This is a genomic window from Pseudomonas moorei (genome assembly GCF_042846945.1).
In the GTDB taxonomy this organism is placed as follows: Bacteria; Pseudomonadota; Gammaproteobacteria; order Pseudomonadales; family Pseudomonadaceae; genus Aquipseudomonas; species Aquipseudomonas moorei.
In genome coordinates this window covers 5,000,140-5,022,005 of record NZ_AP035776.1, presented here as the reverse complement: position 1 = coordinate 5,022,005, position 21,866 = coordinate 5,000,140, and the positions used below count along the sequence as shown (strand labels likewise).

The 21,866-nt window shown below is 61.0% G+C and carries 17 protein-coding genes; 5 read left to right on the top strand and 12 right to left on the bottom strand.

Annotated features, from left to right (window positions below; genetic code table 11):
* The first annotated feature begins 298 nt into the window (after positions 1-298).
* Both ACGJAX_RS23540 and ACGJAX_RS23535 read left to right on the top strand, forming a co-directional pair.
* Positions 299-1,783: a cytosine permease gene (locus tag ACGJAX_RS23540; RefSeq protein ID WP_390956366.1), complete on the top strand. Its 1,485-nt coding sequence runs from the start codon at positions 299-301 to the stop codon at positions 1,781-1,783.
* Between the two features lie 142 nt (positions 1,784-1,925).
* Positions 1,926-3,209 carry an allantoate amidohydrolase gene (locus ACGJAX_RS23535; RefSeq protein WP_390956365.1) on the top strand — a complete coding sequence of 428 codons (1,284 nt, stop codon included), beginning with the start codon at positions 1,926-1,928 and terminating at the stop codon, positions 3,207-3,209.
* A gap of 65 nt (positions 3,210-3,274) precedes the next feature.
* Here ACGJAX_RS23535 and ACGJAX_RS23530 read toward each other — a convergent pair whose 3' ends face one another.
* A complete protein-coding gene (locus ACGJAX_RS23530; protein WP_390959980.1) occupies positions 3,275-3,688 on the bottom strand; it encodes a DUF6691 family protein in 414 nt (137 codons plus the stop codon).
* A gap of 2 nt (positions 3,689-3,690) precedes the next feature.
* Positions 3,691-4,125, bottom strand: coding sequence for a YeeE/YedE thiosulfate transporter family protein (locus ACGJAX_RS23525; RefSeq protein WP_390956364.1), 435 nt, complete (start codon positions 4,123-4,125; stop codon positions 3,691-3,693).
* 195 nt (positions 4,126-4,320) lie between these two features.
* On the opposite strand from ACGJAX_RS23525, the gene ACGJAX_RS23520 reads away from it, so the two are divergent.
* Positions 4,321-5,817 (top strand): PAS domain S-box protein, encoded by a 1,497-nt coding sequence (locus tag ACGJAX_RS23520; protein ID WP_390956363.1) that lies wholly within the window; start codon positions 4,321-4,323, stop codon positions 5,815-5,817.
* 181 nt (positions 5,818-5,998) lie between these two features.
* Positions 5,999-6,250, top strand: coding sequence for a DUF1652 domain-containing protein (locus ACGJAX_RS23515; RefSeq protein ID WP_090320707.1), 252 nt, complete (start codon positions 5,999-6,001; stop codon positions 6,248-6,250).
* Positions 6,251-6,838: 588 nt separating this feature from the next.
* Here ACGJAX_RS23515 and ACGJAX_RS23510 read toward each other — a convergent pair.
* From ACGJAX_RS23510 to ACGJAX_RS23490, 5 genes are all read right to left on the bottom strand, one after another.
* The gene (locus tag ACGJAX_RS23510; protein WP_390956362.1) at positions 6,839-7,606 is read right to left on the bottom strand and encodes an SDR family oxidoreductase; all 768 of its coding nucleotides are present in this window, start codon (positions 7,604-7,606) and stop codon (positions 6,839-6,841) included.
* Between the two features lie 136 nt (positions 7,607-7,742).
* Positions 7,743-8,810, bottom strand: a complete 1,068-nt coding sequence (locus ACGJAX_RS23505; RefSeq protein WP_390956361.1) for a phosphotransferase — start codon at positions 8,808-8,810, stop codon at positions 7,743-7,745.
* A gap of 143 nt (positions 8,811-8,953) precedes the next feature.
* Positions 8,954-9,919: an NAD(P)-dependent oxidoreductase gene (locus ACGJAX_RS23500; protein ID WP_390956359.1), complete on the bottom strand. Its 966-nt coding sequence runs from the start codon at positions 9,917-9,919 to the stop codon at positions 8,954-8,956.
* 152 nt (positions 9,920-10,071) lie between these two features.
* On the bottom strand, positions 10,072-10,677 hold the full coding sequence (locus ACGJAX_RS23495) for a TetR family transcriptional regulator (RefSeq protein ID WP_390956357.1): 606 nt from the start codon (positions 10,675-10,677) through the stop codon (positions 10,072-10,074).
* Between the two features lie 30 nt (positions 10,678-10,707).
* On the bottom strand, positions 10,708-11,091 hold the full coding sequence (locus tag ACGJAX_RS23490) for a tautomerase family protein (protein ID WP_390956356.1): 384 nt from the start codon (positions 11,089-11,091) through the stop codon (positions 10,708-10,710).
* A 372-nt stretch (positions 11,092-11,463) separates the two neighbouring features.
* On the opposite strand from ACGJAX_RS23490, the gene ACGJAX_RS23485 reads away from it, so the two are divergent.
* Positions 11,464-12,744 carry a serine/threonine transporter gene (locus ACGJAX_RS23485; protein WP_247257987.1) on the top strand — a complete coding sequence of 427 codons (1,281 nt, stop codon included), beginning with the start codon at positions 11,464-11,466 and terminating at the stop codon, positions 12,742-12,744.
* Between the two features lie 168 nt (positions 12,745-12,912).
* Here ACGJAX_RS23485 and ACGJAX_RS23480 read toward each other — a convergent pair whose 3' ends face one another.
* From ACGJAX_RS23480 to ACGJAX_RS23460, 5 genes are read right to left on the bottom strand one after another with little or no spacing between them, the layout of a single operon-like run.
* Positions 12,913-14,097, bottom strand: coding sequence for a hypothetical protein (locus ACGJAX_RS23480; protein WP_390956354.1), 1,185 nt, complete (start codon positions 14,095-14,097; stop codon positions 12,913-12,915).
* A gap of 27 nt (positions 14,098-14,124) precedes the next feature.
* Positions 14,125-15,258 carry a hypothetical protein gene (locus ACGJAX_RS23475; protein WP_390956353.1) on the bottom strand — a complete coding sequence of 378 codons (1,134 nt, stop codon included), beginning with the start codon at positions 15,256-15,258 and terminating at the stop codon, positions 14,125-14,127.
* Entirely contained in the window at positions 15,248-18,847 is a 3,600-nt protein-coding gene (locus ACGJAX_RS23470; RefSeq protein ID WP_390956351.1) for a toxin VasX, read from the bottom strand. Before ACGJAX_RS23470 ends, ACGJAX_RS23475 begins: the two co-directional genes overlap by 11 nt.
* Positions 18,844-19,710, bottom strand: coding sequence for a DUF4123 domain-containing protein (locus ACGJAX_RS23465; protein WP_247258210.1), 867 nt, complete (start codon positions 19,708-19,710; stop codon positions 18,844-18,846). Before ACGJAX_RS23465 ends, ACGJAX_RS23470 begins: the two co-directional genes overlap by 4 nt.
* The gene (locus ACGJAX_RS23460) at positions 19,707-21,707 is read right to left on the bottom strand and encodes a type VI secretion system tip protein TssI/VgrG (protein WP_390956349.1); all 2,001 of its coding nucleotides are present in this window, start codon (positions 21,705-21,707) and stop codon (positions 19,707-19,709) included. Before ACGJAX_RS23460 ends, ACGJAX_RS23465 begins: the two co-directional genes overlap by 4 nt.
* Positions 21,708-21,866 lie beyond the last annotated feature (159 nt).

Sequence of the window (21,866 nt, the reverse complement as noted above, 5' to 3'; positions counted from 1 at the left end):
ATGGTCAAGATTTCCTATGTGAAATCAGCTGTTTGACGATGGTCTATGGTTGACGCTCAACGTTTAAAAAAAGATTCGCGCACCAGATTGAGTCCTGACTGTTTGGACAACTTGCTTGGCATTTGCCTTGAATGGTCCGGCACGTCAGCGAAGACCGAAGGGTTGGATAAATAAAACTGATAAACATCAGTTGCTTACAAAATGTTTATGGAACTGCCCGATGCGCAAGCGGGGTACGCGGCACGTTTATTGAAGCCGCCAGCCCCGATGAGCAAAACAAAACAACAATGGAGCGGCCATGCAACAGATCAGATCGCAAGTGACCGAGCGCGACGGCTTGTTTGAGTTGGAGGCCGGCAGCGATGTCCTCGACAGTCCCCGATACAACCACGACATGGCACCGACCAAGGTGCGCGAACGAACCTGGAACCAATGGCACATCACGGCCTTGTGGGTCGGCATGTCGATTTGCGTGCCGACCTACACCCTGGGCGGCGTGCTGACGGCGTACTTCGGCCTGACCGTCGGCGAAGCGCTGCTGGCGATCCTGTTCGCCAACATCATCGTGTTGATCCCGCTGACCCTGAACGCCTTTCCCGGCACCAAGTACGGCATCCCGTTTCCGGTGTTGCTGCGCTCGTCTTTCGGCGTCCTCGGTTCCAACATTCCGTGTCTGATCCGCGCCCTGGTGGCCTGCGGCTGGTTTGGCATCCAGACCATGTTCGGTGGCCTGGCGATTCACCTGTTCCTGGGCTCGGTGTTCGACGGCTGGAAATCCCTGGGTGGCACCGGCGAAGTCATTGGCTTCATGATGTTCTGGGCGCTGAACCTGTGGGTGGTGATTCGTGGCGCCGAGTCGATCAAATGGCTGGAAACCCTGTCTGCGCCTTTGCTGGTGGCGGTAGGCGCAGGGCTGCTGGTGTGGGCGATGCCCAATGTGTCGATGACGGAACTGTTGGCAATTCCGGCCAAGCGACCAGAGGGCGCCAGCGTGGTCAGTTATTTCGCCGCCGGGTTGACCGCGATGGTCGGTTTCTGGGCCACGCTGTCGCTGAACATCCCGGACTTCAGCCGCTACGCGAAAAGCCAGAAGGACCAGATCGTCGGGCAGATCATCGGTTTGCCGCTGACCATGTTCCTGTTCGCCTCGCTGGGCGTGGTGATGACCGCCGCGTCGGTCAAACTGGTGGGCGTGACCGTCTCCGATCCGGTGACGCTGATCGGCCATATCCAGAGCCCGGTCTGGGTCGCGGTGGCCATGGCGCTGATCATCATCGCTACCTTGTCCACCAACACCGCGGCCAACATCGTTTCGCCGACCAACGACTTCCAGAACATCGCGCCCAAGGTCATCAACCGCACCAAGGCCGTGCTGCTGACCGGGTTTGTCGGCCTGGCGCTGATGGCCCATGAACTGCTGAAAAAGCTCGGCCTGATCGTTTCTGACGTGAGCCTGGAAACCGTCTATTCCAACTGGTTGCTGGGTTACTCCAGCCTGCTGGGGCCGATTGCCGGGATCATGGTGGTGGACTATTTCCTGATCAAGAAACAGCAACTGGATCTCGCCGGCCTGTACCGCGACGACGTGTATCCGGCCTGGAACTGGAGCGGGTTCCTGGCGTTCGGGGTGCCGGTGGTGCTGACGCTGCTGTCGTTGGGCAGCGATGCCTTCAGCTGGTTCTACAGCTACGGCTGGTTCACCGGCTCGGCCCTGGGCGGGTTGATTTACTACGGGTTGTGCTCGATGCGGGCTCAGCCGTCTGCCGTGAAATCGGCGGTGTAGCGGCTGGCCCTATCGCGAGCAGGCTCGCTACCACATTGGGTACGCGTTACCCCTGTGGGAGCGAGCCTGCTCGCGATGACGGCCTCAAATACACCGACGAAATGCCTGACAGAAACCATAAGAATTGCCTGAGGAGATCACCATGAACGCTGCTGTAGACGTTCTGCAGTCCACCCATCAGCACATCAACCGCGACCGTCTGTGGCAGTCGCTCATGGAGCTGGCCAGGCTCGGCGCCACGGTCAAGGGCGGTGTCTGTCGCCTGGCCCTGACCGACCTCGATCGCCAGGCCCGGGATATGTTCGTCAAGTGGTGTGAAGAGGCGGGCTGCACCGTCAGCATCGACGCCGTCGGCAACATCTTCGCCCGCCGTCCCGGGCGCAACCCGAACCTGCCGCCGGTGATGACCGGCAGCCACATCGACACCCAGCCCACTGGCGGCAAATTCGACGGCTGCTTCGGCGTGCTGGCCGGGGTCGAAGTACTGCGCACCCTCAATGACCTGGGCGTGGAAACCGAAGCGCCGCTGGAAGTGGTGGTCTGGACCAACGAAGAAGGCTCGCGTTTCGCCCCCTGCATGATGGGCTCCGGGGTGTTCGCGGAAAAATTCACCCTTGAGGAAACCCTGGCCAAGGTCGATGCCGAGGGCGTCACCGTGGGCGAGGCGTTGAACGCCATTGGTTACGCCGGGCCGCGCGCGGTCAGCGGTCACGCGGTGGGCGCCTATTTCGAAGCACACATCGAGCAAGGCCCGATACTCGAGGACGAGCGCAAGACCATTGGCGTGGTCATGGGCGCCCTCGGGCAGAAATGGTTCGACCTGAAACTGCGCGGTGTCGAAGCCCATGCCGGCCCGACGCCAATGCACCTGCGCAAGGACGCGCTGGTCGGCGCCTCGGTGATCGTCGGCGCGGTGAATCGCGCCGCCCTCGGCCATCAACCCCATGCCTGCGGCACGGTCGGTTGCCTGCAAGCCTATCCCGGTTCACGCAACGTCATTCCCGGCGAAGTGCGCATGACCCTGGACTTCCGCCATCTGGAACCGGCGCGGCTGGATTCGATGATCGCCGAAGTCCGTGAAGTCATCGAAACCACGTGCGAAGAACACGGCCTGACCTACGAACTCACCCCGACCGCCGACTTCCCACCGCTGTACTTCGACAAGGGGTGTGTAGAAGCGGTACGCGGTGCGGCGCAAGGATTGGGCCTGTCGCACATGGACATCGTCAGTGGAGCAGGGCACGACGCGATCTTCCTCGCCGAACTCGGACCTGCCGGCATGATCTTCGTACCTTGCGAAGGGGGTATCAGCCACAACGAAATCGAAAACGCCGCGCCGGATGACCTGGCGGCCGGTTGTGCGGTGTTGTTGCGTGCCATGCTGGCGGCGTCGGCGGCGATCGCCAATGGGCAATTGGCGGCTTGAGGTGCAGGAGATCGCAGCCATCGACCAGGCACCGCTGATGGCTGCGATCTCGATTCACGGGGGATTCAAAGGCGTGCTTGTCGCGCTCTGAAAATCAGCATCCCGGTCAACATGGCGATCATGAAGACCCACGCCTGCCAATGCCCCGTCGGCAGTAACACCAATGCCGGGCCCGGACAGATACCCGCAATGCCCCAGCCGACGCCGAACAACAGGCTGCCGCCGATCAGGCGTCGGTCCAGTTCGCGGTTGACCGGCAACTGCATGGGGGCTCCGAGCCAGGACGTCGATTGCTTCATGGCCCAATGAAAGGGTGCCCAGGCAACGGCAATCGCGCCGAACATGACCAGCGCCAGGGAAGGGTCCCAGGTCCCGGCAATGTCCAGAAAGCCCAGCACTTTGGCTGGATTGGCCATGCCGGCCAGTAACAGGCCGATGCCGAACAAGAGCCCGGCGAGAAAAGCGCTCAGTTTGCGCATCATCAAAACCCCAGCACGTGACGCAGGATGTACACCGTCACAAAACCACTGAACATGAAGCTCAATGTGGCGACGATCGAGCGCGGTGACAGGCGCGAGATGCCGCACACGCCGTGGCCGCTGGTGCAGCCGGAGCCGTACCGAGTGCCGATGCCGACGCACAGTCCGGCGATGATCAGCCCCAGCGGCCCGGTTTTGAATTCAATGGCCGGCCACTCGTGAAACAACGCCCACAACACAGGCGCAGCCAGGAGTCCGAGTATGAACAGGGCCTTTTCGCCCCACGCCGAGTCATTGCGCTCCAGCAGGCTGCCCAGCAACCCGCTGATTCCGGCAATCCGTCCGTTGGTCACGACCAGTACGCTGGCGGCCAGGCCGATCAGCGCGCCTCCGGCCAGGGCGGAAAACGGCGTGAAGTGAAGCGAGTCAAACATCATGGCGACGCTCCTGAAGGGTGAAAAGCGCATTACACCGCTCATTCTGTTCTGTTAAGGACGAACACGCTATCTGTGGCGAGCTCGCTCGCCACAGTTTCCTTGCCGCTGGCCTGGAGGAACTTCGCACGATTGCAGGCCCCGGCGGTCGTACTTTTCACAGGAGCGCAATCGCTCCGTCGTACGTAGGGAGATGCAATGAGCCAAGACGTCCTGACCACAGAAACCAGCCGCCGCCAGTTGCAGCAGATCATCACCGGCCTGTCCGACGGGGTGATTCTGCTCGATCTCGACCAGGCCATTGTCTGGGCCAATGACGCCGCGTTGGCCATGCACGGCATCGAACGGATCGGTGATCTGGGGGCGAACGCCAAGGAGTACGCCCGACGCTTTGCCCTGCGTTATCGCAACAATCACCCGGTGCCGGTGGCCAGTTACCCGATCAGCCGTGTCGCCCGTGGCGAGACCTTCAGCGATGTGTTGGTGGAACTGACCCCGATTGATGACGAAGAACGCACCTGGGTGCACAAGGTGCGCAGCCTGGTGGTCACCGACAGCCATGGTGAGCCGGAGTCGTTGGTGCTGATCATGGACGATGTCACCGAGTGGGCCAGTGCCGAGCAACGCTTCGAGAAAACCTTCGCCGCCAACCCGGCCCCGGCGGTGATCTGCCGGCTCAGTGATCTGCGCTACATCAAGGTCAACCCCGGCTTCCTCGAAATGACCGGTTATACCCGTGATCAGGTGATCGGCAGCTCCACCTATGAACTGGACGTGCTGGATCAGGCGCAGAACAAGGATCTGGCGAAGCAGCGTTTGCGCGAAGGCGCGACCATTCCGCAAATGCAGGCCGAACTGCGCGTGGCCGATGGGGCAAGCAAGCAGGTGATCGTCGCCGGCCAGCCGCTCGAGCTCAACGACGAGCCCTGCATGCTGTTTTCCTTCGTCGACGTGGAGCCGCGGCGCAAGGCTGAAGTTGCCCTGCGCCAGAGTGAGGAACGCTTCGCCAAGGCCTTTGGCCTGACGCCGGTGCCGATCCTGGTGTGCAGCGCCAGCGATCAGGTGGTGATGGATGTGAACGAGGCGTTCCTCGAGACCCTCGCGTATCCCCGCGAGGAAGTGCAGGGCCGGACCATTGCCGAAATCGACTTCATCCACGACAAAGGCGCGAGGACAAAGCTGTTCAGCGCCCTGGAGAAAACCGGGCGCCTGGATCGCATTGATGTTCGCGTGCGAAAAAAAGACACCCAACTGATGGATTGCGCGGTTTCCGCCGACACCGTGAACATTCAGGACAGCGCTTGCTACCTGCTGGTGTTGATGGATATCACCGAGCGCAAGCGCACCGAGCTGGAGCTGGTGACGGCCATTGAAGAGGTGATGAAAGATGCCTCCTGGTTCAGTCGCACGCTGATCGAAAAGCTCGCCAACGTGAAACACGTCAACTCGCCGCAGTTGCCCAGCGTGTCTTTCACTGACCTGACGGCCAGGGAGCGCGATGTGCTGGAACTGATCTGCGAAGGCCTGGCCGACAAGGAAATCGCCGCGCGCCTGAAGCTGGCACCGAACACGGTACGCAATCATGTGGCTACGGTCTATTCCAAGCTCGATGTGCACAGTCGCAGCGAGGCGATTGTCTGGGCGCGCGAGCGTGGGTTGTTTTCCAGTGCATGGAGGCAAAAGGGTCAGCGGTAGGTGCAAATGCACTAGTCGGCAAGGTGCAAATTCACGTTCTGGCGTACAAGTGGCAAGCCTTAGGCTGAGCACGTGCGAATGACTGTTTCGGACCATTCGCACGCCCCGAAGTCGCTAAAGGATCAGCCATGCACCCCGAACGTTTTACCTGCACAGTCGCTTGCCGCCGAGGGCCATCGCAATGATTTACCTGGCGCAATTGCGCACGCAGCTTGAGTGGGCCTTTTCACCCTTGGCCTGTGAGTGCGCAGTCACAGGCGATCATTCGTTGACCATTAAGCTCTATCACCCGGTGACCGGACAAGTTGATCTGGTGGTCAGCGGTTTGAACATGACGAGGCTGCAAACGCCCGAATCGATCGCGGCGCTCATTGAAGAGTTGCGTTATGAACTGGAGAGCAACAGCCTGCAGCGCCCCGACCCGGTGGTGTAGGAATTGCCAGGTTTCCCCTGTCTGAACGACTGATTACGCGATGAAAATCTATAAAAGTGATATTTCTGCACCTGCCCCGTGAACTTTAGGGCGGTGTTTTGTTGTCACACCCATGTGTACATCCTTTCTCGCGGGTCATCCTATGAACAGTCTTGGGAAACGCGTTTTTGCTCCAATGTCGCTCGTACTTTGCGCCATCATTCTCGGCGGCTGTGCCAGTCCGCCACCTCCAACTCCCGCCGCACCGCCTCCACCCCCTGAACGCACCTGCCAGACCCTGGATAAAACCGATGTCATGGGCGATGCGAGGGCTGAAGGCGAGGTGACTCGGGTCACGACGACCACCCGTTGCGTGACGCAGTAACGCGGGCATAAAAAAGGCAGTCCTGAGGACTGCCGAAAAGTTATGCGGGACACTGAAACTGTGGCGAGGGAGCTTGCTCCCGCTGGGGCGCGAAGCGGCCCCCAAAACGGGACTGCTGCGCAGTCCAGCGGGAGCAAGCACCCTCGCCACAGAGACGGAGTTCGTCCTTAACTGACGGGTATTGCTCCCAAAGACTGCCCTTTGCGCCTCCGCCAAAACCGGAATCAGGACAGGAAACCACCGTCCACATTCAGCGAAACACCGGTGGTGTAGCTCGACGCATCGCTCGCCAGATAAAGCACGGCGCCGGCCATTTCGCTCGGGTCGGCCACGCGCTTGAGCGGAATCTGTGCCAGGGCGGTATTGAGGATGGCCTCGTTCTTCACCAGCGCCGAAGCGAACTTGGTGTCGGTCAGGCCCGGCAGCAGGGCGTTGCAGCGGATACCGAACTGCGCACATTCCTTGGCGAACACCTTGGTCATGTTGATCACGGCAGCCTTGGTCACCGAGTAGATGCCCTGGAAGATCCCCGGCGAGACGCCGTTGATCGAGGCAACGTTGATGATGCTGCCGCCGCCGTTTTCACGCATCAGCTTGCCGGCTTCCACCGACATGAAGAAGTAGCCGCGAATGTTCACGTCGACGGTTTTCTGGAAGGCGCTGAGGTCGGTGTCCAGCACGTTGCAGAACTGCGGGTTGGTCGCCGCGTTGTTGACCAGAATGTCCAGGCGCCCGAATTGCTCCTTGATGGCGGCGAAGACCTGGCTGATCTGCTCCATTTCACCGATGTGGCAGGCGATGGCGGTGGCCTTGCCGCCCGCGGCGATGATCGCGTCGGCCACGTGCTGGCAGCCCTCGAGTTTGCGGCTCGAAACGATCACATGGGCGCCTTGCTGCGCCAGCAGCTTGGCGATGGCCTCACCGATGCCACGGCTGGCGCCGGAAACGAAAGCAATCTTGCCATCGAGGTCGAACAACTGGGTCTTGGACATGGGATTCCCCTATAAAAAATCTTGTTATCGAGTCAAATGCCGGGTTGCAGCCAATGCTGTTCAGTTGAGGCCAGTCACTGCGCGTTATCGTTCACGATCTTCGCGAGCAGGCTCGCTCCTACAGGGATCGCGTAGGTCACAGGCTGGATTTCTGGATGACCTGCAGGCTCATCTGCTCCAGCAGTTTGTTCATATGAATGAACTGCGCGAAGCGTTTGTCCTGGGTCTGGCCATGGTAGAAGCGGTAGTAGATCTGCTGCACGATGCCGGCCAGGCGGAACAGGCCGTAGGTGTAGTAGAAATCGAAGTTGTCGATCCGGATGCCGGAGCGCTCGGCGTAGTAATCGACGAACGCCCGGCGGGTCAGCATGCCGGGCGCGTGGCTCGGCTGGCGACGCATCAGTTGTACTGGCGCCGGGTCACCGGCTTCGATCCAGTAGGCGAGGGTGTTGCCCAGATCCATCAGCGGGTCGCCGAGGGTGGTCAGTTCCCAGTCGAGCACACCGATGATCTGCATCGGGTTGTTCGGGTCGAGGATCACGTTGTCGAAGCGGTAGTCGTTGTGGACGATGCTGGACGTCGGGTGATCGGCCGGCATCTTGTCGTTGAGCCAGGCTTTGACTGCATCCCACTGGGGCGCGTCGGGCGTCAGGGCTTTCTCGTAGCGGTCGCTCCAGCCTTTGATCTGGCGCGCCACGTAACCTTCGGGCTTGCCAAGATCGCCCAGGCCGAAAGCGTTGTAGTCGACCCGGTGCAGTTCGACGAACTTGTCGATGAAGCTCTTGCACAAGGCTTCGGTTTTCGCCGAATCCAGGCCCAGCTCCGGCGGCAGCTCGGAGCGCAGGATGATCCCCTTGACCCGTTCCATCACATAGAACTCGGCACCGATCACCGATTCATCGGTGCAGAGCACGTAAGCCTTGGGGCAGTAGGGAAAACCCTCGCGAAGCTGGTTGAGAATGCGAAACTCGCGACCCATGTCATGGGCGGACTTGGCTTTGTGGCCGAAGGGCGGGCGACGCAGGACGAACTCCTGTTCGGGGTATTCCAGCAGGTAGGTGAGGTTCGAGGCACCGCCAGGGAACTGGCTGATCTGCGGCAAGCCGCTGAGGCCCGGAATGTGCGCCTTGAGGTATGGATCGATCAGGCTGGCATCGAGTTCTTCGCCGGTGCGGATACGAGTGGACTGGTCAGTAAGCGCCATGCTTATCCCTTCTGCTTATTCTGGAGGCCTGAAACTATTGGCTAATCTAATGCGCTCACCCGGCCCCCACAACCACGAACCGCCCTTATTGGTGAGCGTGTTGCCGGGCAATCATTGAGTTTGATACACCTGTTTGAATTGTCCTACAGGACCGCATTGCTGAGGCGGCTCGGCAGTTCAACCGGGGTGAGCACCGGTTGCCCGGAAAAGAACGCCACGAGGTTGCGGCCCACCAGTTCGACGGTGCCCTGGGTCGCTTCCGGGGACAATCCGGCGACGTGCGGGGTCAGCACCACATTGGTCAGCGACTTGAGTGCATCCGGTACTTGAGGCTCGGCATCGAAGACATCCAGTGCGGCACCGGCGATGCGGCGTTGTTCCAGGGCACTGATCAGGTCGGCGGTGACCACCACGCTGGCCCGGGCAATGTTGACGACGAAACCCTTGGGGCCAAGGGCGTCGAGCACCTGGCGGTTGATCAGGTGTTTGGTGGCCAGGCCTCCAGGGGTGGCGATGATCAAAAAGTCCGAGGCGCGCGCCAGTTCGGTGGGGGTGGAGCAGAAGCTGTAGGGCACGTCGCTGCGATGTTGCCGATTGTGGTAGCTCACGCTCATGTCGAAGCCGTTGGCGGCGCGTTTGGCGATGGCCATGCCGACGGCGCCGAGGCCGAGGATGCCCAGGCGCTTGCCGGCCAGGGAAGGGCGCATGATTTTCGGCCACTCGCCCCGACGCACAGCGGCGTCGCAGCGCGGGATGTCGCGCACCAGTGACAGCAGCAAGGCCATGGCATGGTCCGCCACTGAAGAGGCGTTGACCCCGGCGCCATTGGTGACGGTGATGCCGCGGTCGGCCGCCGCTTGCAGGTCGACGTGCTCATAACCGGCGCCGATCACGCAAATGATCTTCAGATTGGGCAGGGCGGCGATTTCATCGGCATACAGGCCTAAGGGGCCGCGGGTCAGGACCGCGTTGATCTGGCCGCTGTGCCGGGTGATGGCCTCGGCGCGTTCGGCAGGCGTAGGCGCCAATATTAGGTGAAAGCCCTGATGTTCGAGGATGGGCAGATAATCATTGATGGTTTCGACCAGTACCAGAACGGTTGCAGGCATGCTTGGCTCCCTGTGGGCATCGGAATATCGGGCTCGAACATCGGTTGAGATGGCTGGTTGCCGGACGTCCTGGCAACAAGCAACATCGGTGCCGCGTCACTCAGTGTAGGAGCTGGCGCGGCAAGCGAGGGTTTTCTGTGGGGTAGCAGCATTCAGCGTGGGGCAGGGGATACAGGCGCCGCGCCGAGAAAGCCCTTGGCCGCCTCCAGTATTTCATCCGACAGGGCGTCGCCACGGGTGGCGCGGGCCAGCGTCAAGGCACCGACCATCAGCGAATACTGCACCAGCGCCTGTTGGCGGTTGCTCGCCGCGTCGCTTGAGTCCATCAGGTTGGCCAGGGTATCGAACAACCGGTTCAAACCGCCGATGAAGGTCTCGCGCAAGGCGCTGTCGGCGGACTCGTGGCACATGTCACCGGCAAACGCCACCACCGGGCAGCTGTCCCCCGGGTTGTCGCGGCTGGCGGTCGACAGGTAGGGCTCGATCAAGGCGCGGCGTGCGGCGGCGTGGTCCTCGGCCGCCACAATCCACTCCCGCCAGCGGCCGGCGGCTTGTTCGAAAGCCCGGCCACTGGCTTCAACGGCCAGCGCCTCTTTCGATTCAAAGTGACCATAGAACCCGCCATGGGTCAGCCCCGCCGCGCCCATCACATCGACGACGCTGATCCCGTGCAGGCCGCGCTCGCGAAACAGCCGCGTGGCCGCCTCGACGATGATTTCGCGGTTCAGGTCGGCTTGCTTGCGGGAGACTCGGGGCATGGGATGCTCACAGAAATTGAATTGCAAAAATCAGAGGGCGTACTGGGCAACGCCGTTGCCAAACGACCAGTTCTCTTTCTTCACTTCCACCAGATTAATGAAAACATCTTCCAGACGCACCGCCAGTTCCGCGTTCAGGCTCTCGGCGATGGTTTTGTAGAGCAGTTTTTTCTGCTCGACGGTGCGGCCTTCGCTCAGGGTGATCTGAATGATGACCAGATTGTCGCTGCGCGGGATGCCCAGGTATCCGGGATCAAAGATGAAGTGCTGTTCGTCGTGTTCGGCGAGGATCTGGAAGTTATCGTCCTCCGGCACGCCAATGCTGCTGCGCATGGCGGCGTAGATCAGTTGGCCGATACGTTTGGCGTAGCTGGGGTCCTGCTGCTTTTTGATGTCGACGCGAACCAGTGGCATGGGAAGGCTCCGGGAGAGGAACAGGTTTGATCATAAATACATGATGACGGACCTTTATCAAGCGGGGATTGTGCTTTGGCGATGAAACGCCGATGTACAAACCCTGTGGGAGCGAGCCTGCTCGCGATAGTGATCGAACATACAGAAAGGGTGGTGTCTGAGGCACCGCCATCGCGAGCAGGCTGGCTCCCACACGGGGGAATATATTGTGCAATCTCACCCAGTTGGTACCACCGTTCCTCACCTAAGTCTTTGCTTCTGTTCACTAATCCCGGACAATCGCGCCCCTGTTTCGGCCAGGGCGCTGCCTGTCGGGTACTCCGACGCGTTCTGACCGGGTGGCAAGTGACCGGAATGTGGAGATCCCACCGGATGAATGATCAGGCCAATAGCGTTAACGAACGCTATGTAGACGCGACACCAGCGACCCTTTCGAGCTGGAATCGCCAAGACACCACCTGGATGCTTGGCCTGTTTGGCACGGCGATTGGTGCAGGTACCCTGTTTTTACCGATCAACGCTGGCCTGGGCGGCTTCTGGCCGTTGCTGGTGCTGGCACTGCTGGCATTCCCGATGACTTTCTATGCGCACCGTGGCCTGACCCGTTTCGTGCTGTCCGGTCGTGAAGGCGCGGACATCACCGAAGTGGTAGAGCAGCATTTCGGCATCAAGGCCGGCGCGTTGATCACCCTGCTGTACTTCTTCGCGATTTTCCCGATCCTGCTGATCTACAGCGTGGCGCTGACCAACACCGTAGGCAGCTTCCTGGAGCATCAACTGCACATCATGCCGCCACCGCGGGCGGTGCTGTCGCTGGTGCTGATCCTCGGCCTGCTGGCGGTTGTGCGCTGTGGCGAGCAGATGATCGTCAAGGCCATGAGCCTGATGGTGTATCCGTTCATCGTCGCCTTGCTGTTTTTGGCGGTGTTCCTGATTCCACACTGGAACGGCGGCATCCTGACCACGGCCAGCACCCTGCCTGCGCCGTCGGCGTTGCTGCACACCCTGTGGCTGGCGATTCCGGTGATGGTGTTTTCGTTCAACCACTCGCCGATCATCTCGGCGTTCGCGGTCGATCAGAAGCGTCGTTACGGTGAACACGCCGAAGAGCGCAGCTCGCAGATCCTGTCCCGCGCCCACGCCTTGATGGTGGTGATGGTGCTGTTCTTCGTCTTCAGCTGCGTGCTGACCCTGTCCCCGGCGCAACTGGCCGAGGCCAAGGCGCAGAACCTGTCGATCCTGTCGTACCTGGCCAACCACTTCAGCAACCCGACCATCGCCTTCGCGGCACCGTTGATTGCCTTCGTGGCCATTTCCAAGTCGTTTCTGGGCCACTACATCGGCGCCAGCGAAGGCTTGAAAGGCCTGATCGTCAAGAGCGGCAAACGCCCGGGCGCCAAGGCGCTGGACCGCATCGTCGCGGCGTTCATGCTGGTGGTGTGCTGGATCGTCGCCACCCTCAACCCGAGCATCCTCGGCATGATCGAAACCCTCGGCGGCCCGGTCATCGCGGCAATCCTGTTCCTGATGCCGATGTACGCAATCCGCAAGGTACCGGCCATGGCGCGCTATCGCGGCCAGGCGTCCAACGTATTCGTGGTGGCGGTGGGGCTGGTGGCGATTACGGCTCTCATCTACTCGCTGATGGCGTGATTTAAAGATCAAGAGATCGCAGCCTTGGGCAGCTTCCGGAGAAACGGTGTTTTCTCCCAGGCACTGTCAGAGGCTGCGATTTCTTGCTTCTGATTAAAGCAGGGCAGTGAAAATCCGCTGTCACCTGACCCACCGAAACCCCTCGCCAAAACCGCTTCATCCTTCTACTTACAGTCCTCGTTGCACTTGAGCAAAAATCTCGGTGATGGGCCGTCCTGGCTGGCGCTTTTGCAGCTGCCGCACTTGTTCACTCAGCCGCAACAATTCCTCACTCGGCTTGGCCCATTGATTTTCCGGCAGTGGTTCTGACCATTCGCGCATGGCGTCGGGCAGGGCTTGTTTGCCGATTTCCTCGAGACGGCGCACTTCCCATTCGACGAGACGGTTGGGAATCGTCCACAAGGTCATGACGTGGTACAGGTACCAGAAGAAGCCCGACGTTCGACTGCGCGAGCCGTCGCGGATCTGCTGATGCATGCGTGCGCGGGCGTTGCGGAAGGTGTGCAGGCCTTCGTGGGGCGGGTCGTCGGGGCCTTGCAGGTCTTGCAGGTCCTGAATGGATTTGAGGTCGTTGACTTCGTACTCCATGTAGCCGCGAATGGCTTCCCAATGGCTGATGGCCAGCGGCAGGCCGGCGCACTGGAATTCGAGGCTGGTGAGGGTTTCGCCGTGGTAGTAGCCGATGCCCATGCCGTACTGGCGGTGGATGCCGTACTGGGTGGCGCCTTGGGCTTCGATGACCCAGGCGGAGAGGGATTCCCAAGGGATGAAGACGGGCTCGGTCGCGCCTTCGGGCATGAAGCAGACTTCGCGGCGTTGGCGATTGAAGCGGGTGGGGATGAGGGTGGAGCGTTTTTTGTGGTTGTGGTGCCAGACTCCCAGGCCGATGAGGAGCATCAAACATCCCACCAAAAATGAAATTCCTTTAGCTTCATTGAAAACCCCTTCAATGGCGTGAGAAATGTCATCCCAACCCATCCCGAACAAAAAGAACATGAAACCGCCGATTAGGGGGAACAGAAATGCAGTGGAGAATGCAACGCTTAACGGCCCGCCTAAAGTCATCTGCCACATAAAGACTTGCGGCGATCCCAACCCGAAGTCCATGTACACATCATTCAGCTCGCCGATATGCGGGCCGTAGGGTGGCATGGGTGTCGGTAAGGGTAGAGGTGCCAGATAGGTCATTTTCCCGCTGGGAAACGGTTCGATGTCTCCCGCTTTTTTGGGCTGTTGAAGCTGCGGCACGCCGACTGGCTTGTCGTGATTATTCGGCATGGTCGGCTTGCTCCAGAAACTCGGTTTCGACCCGCAGAACTGGCGGAGTTTCTTGTTCTTTTTGGTGGGCAGCAAACCCGCTGAGCACCTCTGGAAAACCACTCATGCGCGACGTTTTCCGGTGGAGGGCGAGCGCTGTACTTCGGCAAAAATCTCGGTGATGGGCCGTCGCGGCTGGCGCTTTTGCAACTGCCGCACCTGTTCACTCAGCCGCAGCAACTCTTCACTCGGCTTGGCCCATTGCTCTTGCGGCAGCGGCTCCGACCATTCACGCATGACGTCGGGCAGGGCCTGTTTGCCGATTTGTTCGAGGCGGCGCACTTCCCATTCGACGAGACGGTTGGGAATCGTCCACAAGGTCATCACGTGGTACAGGTACCAAAAGAAGCCGGATGTTCGACTGCGCGAGCCGTCGCGGATCTGCTGGTGCATCCGCGCGCGGGCGTTGCGGAAGGTGTGCAGGCCTTCGTGGGGCGGGTCGTCGGGGCCTTGCAGGTCTTGCAGGTCCTGGATCGATTTGAGGTCGTTGACTTGGTATTCCATGTAGCCGCGAATGGCTTCCCAATGGCTGATGGCGAGCGGCAGGCCGGCGCACTGGAATTCGAGGCTGGTGAGGGTTTCGCCGTGGTGGTAACCGATACCCATGCCGTACTGGCGGTGGATGCCGTATTGGGTGGCGCCCTGGGCTTCGATGATCCAGGCGGAGAGGGATTCCCAGGGGACGAAGACGGGCTCGGTCGCGCCTTCGGGCATGAAGCAGACTTCACGGCGTTGGCGGTTGAAGCGGGTGGGGATGAGGGTGGAGCGTTTTTTGTGGTTGTGGTGCCAGACGCCCAGGCCGATAAAGAGGCCGACAAAGAACGTGATGAGGGCGTCTCCATATGAAGCCAGGAAGATCCCTACCATGGCGCTACTGATGTCGTTCCATCCATCTCCAAACGTGAGTCCGAGTAACCCGCCAGTCAGTGGGAAAAAAATAATAATAATCATCAAAAGAACATTTAAAGGCCCGCCTAATGTCATTTGCCACATGAACACTTGCGGAGAACCAATCCCAAACTCCATGTAGACGTCATTCAACTCGCCAATATGTGGGCCGTAGGGAGGCATTGGTGTGGGTAATGGTAGCGGTGCCAGATAGGTCATTTTTCCGCTGGGAAACGGTTCGATGTCTCCCGCTTTTTTGGGCTGTTGAAGCTGAGGCACGCCGACTGGCTTGTCGTGATTATTCGGCATGGTCGGCTTGCTCCAGAAACTCGGTTTCGACGTGCAAAACCGGAGGCTTCTCCTTGACCAACTGGGAAGCTACCACCGAGAAATGCCCTTCTCCACGAGGGTCTATGTGTATGACCGGGGTTCGCGACGTCCACTCGCCTTTGGCATTCAACGTCTGAATACAGACGGCCAGTTCCAGTGTTTCTTTCGCTGGCGTGTACTCGGCGCCAGGATTCACCGGATAGCGAAGACAGAGCACCAGGCCTTCGGGGGTTGATTTGACGATGCGCAGGCTGCTTACGACCTCGTCGCTGATTACCTCTTTGCGTTCCCGTGGCGCTCCCTGGCTATGCAGGGGCAGGGAAATACGGTGGGCACCGATACCCAGTCGATGGGTCGGCTTGCCGCCAAAGGGAGGCAGAAGGGTTTCCAGCGTCACTCTTGGCAGCACCAGATGGATATCGCTGGGTCTGGCTTTGAACAGCAGGTTTTTCAGCCAGGAGTCGTAGGGGGTCGGGCCCAGTTGCGCGTAAGGCGCGTGGATCAGGAAAGCCAGATAACTTTGATATTCATCCAGTGAGTGGTCGCCGCGCATTTCGGCATCCCGGCTCCAGGGGGTGGTTTTCAGCCATTTGTCGTGGGCGCTGAGGTTGTAGCGGTTGAACAGCCACGCGCCGCTCAGCTCAAGCACGGTGAACAGTGCGCCTGCCAGATTGAGGCGGAAGAACACTGAGGAAAGGCGGGTGCCAGCCGCTGCCCAAGCCGCAGTGCGTGCAGCACCTTTTTCAGCTGCAATTACGGTATAACCAGCGTGTAACGTCTGCCTTAAACCATATGCATTGATGGTCGTCATTCCACCGGCACCCAATGTGGCCAGTGCGGCTGCAGCCTGTGTCGAGCGAGTTCCGCTGCGTACTGCCTGTTGCCAGTTCTTTTGATTGGAATTGAAGCTGTTTATTGAAGAGTAGAAACCTAAAAGATAGGTCGGGATGCCCAGCCCAATATGCAACTTCCCCATCTGAACATGCACGTTCTGCAAGGCATGTTGCTGAAGACTTGCAACCAGAGCCTTACTTCGAACCTTCAATGCCGTATCCGCGAGACTTTGCGCAGCAGTAAACCCTGCAGCCCCTGTCGCGGCCACTGCTTCGGCGAATGGCTTCCATACCCGCTCATTGCGAGCCTGTCTGCGGACTTCCCGATAAGCCCCCACCAAATTCACCACCTGCACCAACACCACCACCAACCCCATCCCTTCAGTCTTCACCAGACTGCCCGTCGACACCGCACCCAGCCCTGACCGAATATTCCCCAACAACCCCCGCAATTCCTGCTGCTGCGCCGACGGAAACATCACCGTCACGCCAGCCCGTGCCTGTGTTGCGCCGTACAGCCGTGCCGACTCATCCGGCACTTCCGGAATCGGGCTCAATGCCTTGGCCAGCCGTACTTCGATCTGCGCCAGTTGCGCCCGCACCCGCACGATTTCGTGCTGCAACTCCACGGCCCGTGGGGTTTTGTGGCCCTGGCGGTTTTTGTTGCGGGTCAGTTGGTTGCGTTCGCGGTCCAGGGTTTTCAGGTAGTCCCGCTCATGGAGCAGGTCCTTGATTTCCCGTTGCAAGGCGGCCTGTTCGGCGGGGCTGGCGACGGTAAAGGTCACGCCGCTGGTTCTGGCGGCATCGAAGAGCCGCAGCTTCAGGCCCTTGGGCAGGCGCTGGAACAGTTCGTCCAGGTCGGGGATTTTCTCCGCTGAGAGGTCGAAGCCTTCCAGTACGCGGGCCAGGCCCAGGTTCAGCGCCGGGCTGTAGGTGTGCTGCACGGCTTCGGCGACGGCGCGGGTGGGGTCGGGCAGGTCGTCGAGGGCCGGCAGTTGCGGTTGCTCGATGTTCCGCAGTGTGGCCAGCCACTCCGCCAGGTTGTTGAACATCGCCATGCCGGCGTTGAACAGCGTTGAATACTGCCCGGCCTGTTCGGACTGCAAACGCAGCGGCAAGGTGTAGAACAGCGCTCGGGTCAGCTCCGGGTGTTCTTCCAGGTAGCCGAGCCATTGTTCGGCGGCCGCGTCGCTGCGGCACAGGTCCTTGAGGCAGGCGTATTCGGCGGTGAACGCCTGGCCGAGTTGCGCCGGCACTTGTGCGTCGTAGTACCAGGCCGAGCGATGGTAACGGCCGGCGCACAGCAGTTGCGTGCGGTCGGCGGTGATGCGGTCGAGCAGGCGGTTCCAGCGGCCGAGGTCGTCGCGATGACGGTTCAACGCCTCGTCCATCGCCGGGCGATCGATCAGGTCGTTGACCCCGCGCTTGCCGCTGAGCGCCGGGCCGTCGAGCACGTTGCGCATGCGCAGGTCCTGATCCTTGCCCAGCTCGACCAGCACCGAAAGGTGCCGCTCGACGAAGTCCCCGGGGGCAACCGCTTCGAAGTACTGACGGGTGTAATAGCGTCGATCCGCGTCGGCCATGGCCCGATCGTGGGCGGTGAAGTCCGGGGCGACACCGTCAAAGCGGTTCAGCTCCAGCGCGCGGTCGAGGGTCTTGTCCCGCAGTTGCTCCAGCTCCGGGGAAGCGGCGGTGTCGCTCGGCTCGACCTTGCCGCCCTTGTTCAGGTAGTCGAGCAAGGCCTGGCGGGTGTTCTCGCGATCCGGCTCGGGCAACTGCTCCAGTTCGGCAAACAGGGTTTTGGCCTGCGGCTGGCCGCTGGCCTTGGCCAGACTGTCGATGTCCTGGTCGCTGAGTTGGCTCAGGGACTCGATGTAACAGGCCAGCAGGTAATCGCGCTGGTTGTTGTCGACCTTGCTCCAGTCATCGACCCAGCCGACCACGGTGTCCTGATAGTCGGCCAGATCGCGCATCACGCCCAGGTCATCGTCGACCAGCAGAAACAGTGTGTCGTCCTGATAAGGCGCGCGCACCCGCCCCAGAAATTCGCCGATGTGTGCCGCGCGAAAACGCCGGGGCTGCTCCCACAGATAAGGCTCGCGTTCGTGCTCGGGGGCATCGCTGACCTGCACGGCGGGCAGTTCGACCTCGCCCGTTTCCGTGGCGCTGGCCGGTTCTGCGCCGCTCGCCACTTCCGCCAGCCACTGCTGGGCCTGGGCGACGGTGAGCAAGTGTTCGCCGCCCAGCTGGCAATGCACCGGCCCGAGGTCGACCGCCTGCATGAAATGCTTGCGCTCCTCGGCGCTGTCCAGCACCTGACGGCATTTGGCGGCACTCCACTGCACCTCGGCGAAGGTCACGTACAGGGTGCTCTGGCGGGAAAAGATCAGCGCCGGACGCTCTTCAATGGCCGCGCGCTGATCCTCGGAAACCGTTTTGCCTTTGTGCAGCAACGCGCTGACGACGCCGTCGAGTACCCGGTACTCGTACAACTCGCCGCTGGCGCTGTCGATCAGGTACAGCCAGCCATCGCGCAGCAGGCGGATGCCCAGGGGGCGGGCGGTGAGGGCGTAGGGCATCTCCAGTTCGGCGCCGGGGTCGAGGTTTTTTTCCACCAGGCCGTAACGTAATGGCAGCAGTTGCACATGGGTTTGCCGCAACGGGCAGGCAGCAGGGGCGCCGATGGGCGATTTCGAAGCGGCGGCGGCCGCGAGGTTGGCGGGGTGCTGGTTCATGACAGGCCTCGTTCAGACGCCCACTGATGGGCCAGGGCTGCAGCCAGCGCGACGCGCTCGCCGGGTGATTGCAGGGAGGGCGTGTGGAGCAAGTGGCGGATGTGCGGGTGCCGGTCGAGGTCGTCGCCCTCCAGCCAGGCCACGACATTGGCGTAATAAAACAACTCGGATTGCCCCTGGAGCCCGAGGGCAGAGGCCTGGACCTCCAGCTGTTCGAGCCTGGCCCAGCGCTGAGCCAAGCTGTCGCCGGGGTGGCGCTGGGGAAAATGGCTGAGCAAATGTGCGTCGAGTTCAAGCAGCGTGCGTCGATGATCAACCTGATCCAGCGCCGCGATCTGTTCCGGGGTGAGTCGATAGGGGACGGACAACTGGGGGCATTCGGGTCGTCGAGGGCGATGGCTGTGCCAGACCGTGTTGACGCAGTCGGCCGTCACCACCCATGACATCGGGCCGAACAGACTTTGATCGGCACTGGCCAACAAGGCCCGCATCACGGCGGCATCGGCCAGCCTGAGCAGCACCGACAAGCCTTCGGACAGCTCCACGGTCAGCAGTTTTCTTAAATGTTCGGCGACGACATGGGGTTGAGCCGGGCTGAACAGCAGCACACCACACTCCATGGGGGCGTGTTGCACGAAAAACTGCATCACGGCGTCGTCAGGCTGTTCGATGGCCACCAGCAATGGCGAGACATCGCGCAGCGCGTTAAAAGGTGGCTGGTCGTACAGGGGCAGGGTGAGTGCAGCGCGATTGAGCTGTTTTATCCGCGATGGCAAGTCGCTCAGCGTCGCGCCATCGAGCAGCACAAGGGCCTGCTGCTCGCCCCATGGCAGATGTTCAGGCAAGGAAGTCGAAAGGCTCATGCTTGGGCGGCCTCGCAGATCAGGCAGCGCGAGGCGCGGGTCGACAACAAGGCGTGGCGCTGCTGAACCGCATCGAACGCCACCTTCAGCAATGGCAACGCGCCCGGTACCAGGGGTTCCGCCAACAGGCCCACCGCCGGAGCGCCGCCTTCGACAATCGCCACGCTGCTGAAAATGCCCTCGGGCCCGAGCGTCAACCAATGCCCGCCGGCCTTGATCGTGACATGGGCGCCACCATCGATGACCACTTGCTGGCCGGCACCGAGGTGCACGTGCTGGCTGGCGCTGAGTCGCTGACTGGCGACACGTATATGGCGGTCGCCTTGCACCCAAAGATGATCGTCCTGCTTGAGCTCGGTCAGGCGATTGCCGTGGGTCAGGTGGTGTTCATCGCTGCGCAGGTCATGGCTGGCAATGCCGCCGACCACCACAGTGAGCTGGTTGTCGACCTGGACCCGTTGGTCGTTGAGCACATGCTGGACATAGTCGCGTTGGGCGCGAATGGCGATTTCTTCGGCGCCTTTCCTGTCTTCGATCCGCAGCTCGTTGTAACCGCCACCGCCGGGGCTGCTTTGGCTGCGCAGGATGCTGCGCGTCTGTTCGGCCGGAAGGTCCAGCGGCACCGGGGTGACGGCATTGGGCAGGCAACCGAGGACGAACGGTTTATCGGGGTCGCCTTCAGTGAATCCCACCAGCACTTCCATGCCAACCCGTGGAATCTGCACGCTGCCATAGCGGTCGTGGGCCCAGCCCGTCGCCACCCGCAGCCAGCAACTGGCTCGTTCATTGAGTTGACCATTACGATCCCACATCATCCGGACCTTTACCCGGCCGTAGGCATCGCAGTAGATTTCTTCGCCGGGCGGGCCCGTCACCACCGCGTGCTGGTTGCCGGGGATGCGGGGTTTGGCGTGTTTCAGTGCGGGGCGGAAAATCACATCCCAGGGCGTGGCGACAAAGTGGTTGCGGTAGCCCTGAATCAAGCCATCACCGTCGACGGAGGTCGCCGCCTCCTCCAGCACTTGTGGCTGTCGACCATCGTGTACTACGCGGGTCAGTAACCATAAACCGTTACAGTCGGGGCGCGGGTGTTCGCTGATTTCGACGTAGCTGCCACTGCGCATCAGGCTCTGGTCGCTGCGGCCGTTGCCCTGACGGTAATCGGCGCGATGCCGCTCCAGGGTGCGCTGGCTCGGGTGCTCGCCGCGATCGCGATGGGTGAACTGCCCGGGAAAGCCGTAATCCTCCAGCACAGGTACGCGCGCCTCGGCGGCTTCGGCCTGCAGTTGCACGTTGGGTTTTTCGAAGTGGTAGTCGCGGCGGCTGACCTGGGTGGTGCGGGTTTCCAGGCGCACATTGAAGCGGTCGATCACCGATGCGTCGGCGACCATGCCGCTATCTTGTGCGTAGGCTGTCGCTGCCTCAGGCAGGGGGAAGACGGTCTGGTCGTCACCGAAGACCAGAATGTGAGTATCGGCGTTGTGCTGGAAATGAAAGTGCAGGCCTTCCTCCTCGCATAACCGGTGGATGAAGTCCAGATCTGACTCGTTGTATTGCACGCAGTACGGGCGGGGCGGGTACTCGGCACTCACCTGGAAGCGCCAGGCGTTGGGTTGCATTCCGTGATCGCTCAGAATGCTTTCGATGATTTGCGGCACGTTCCGGTGCTGAAAGATTCGCTGGTTGTGACGATGCGCCAGATAGGCGAGATGCGGCACCAGCGTCATTTGGTAGCGGGTCAGCCGGGCGCCGGAATCGCCTTGGGCGACGCGATAAACCTGCCCATGAACACCGCTGCCGTAGGGGCCGAAAGAGAGATGGGCCGACAGGTGCAAAAGCGATTCGAGATCAAGGTCTCGGCGTTCGCTGACCAGTTCAAGTTGCACCTCATACGTCTCGTTGAGCGCCTCTGTGAACTTGAACTCAAGCACTTGAAAGTCGTGGGAGAAGTCCTGGATATCGAGCCTGTAAACGACGGGTTCGCCGGCAATGAGCATTCACATTTCCCTTTGTTTTTTCAGGCACGGGACTTTGCGCGGGCCCACGATTTGGCGCAGTCAGGCGAATCGCTTTTATGTGTAGGACGATTCCGGGATTGAGGGGCGGCGCATGGGCAGTGCCTTGGGAGTCTGCGGCGGGTCCAGCGAGAACAAATC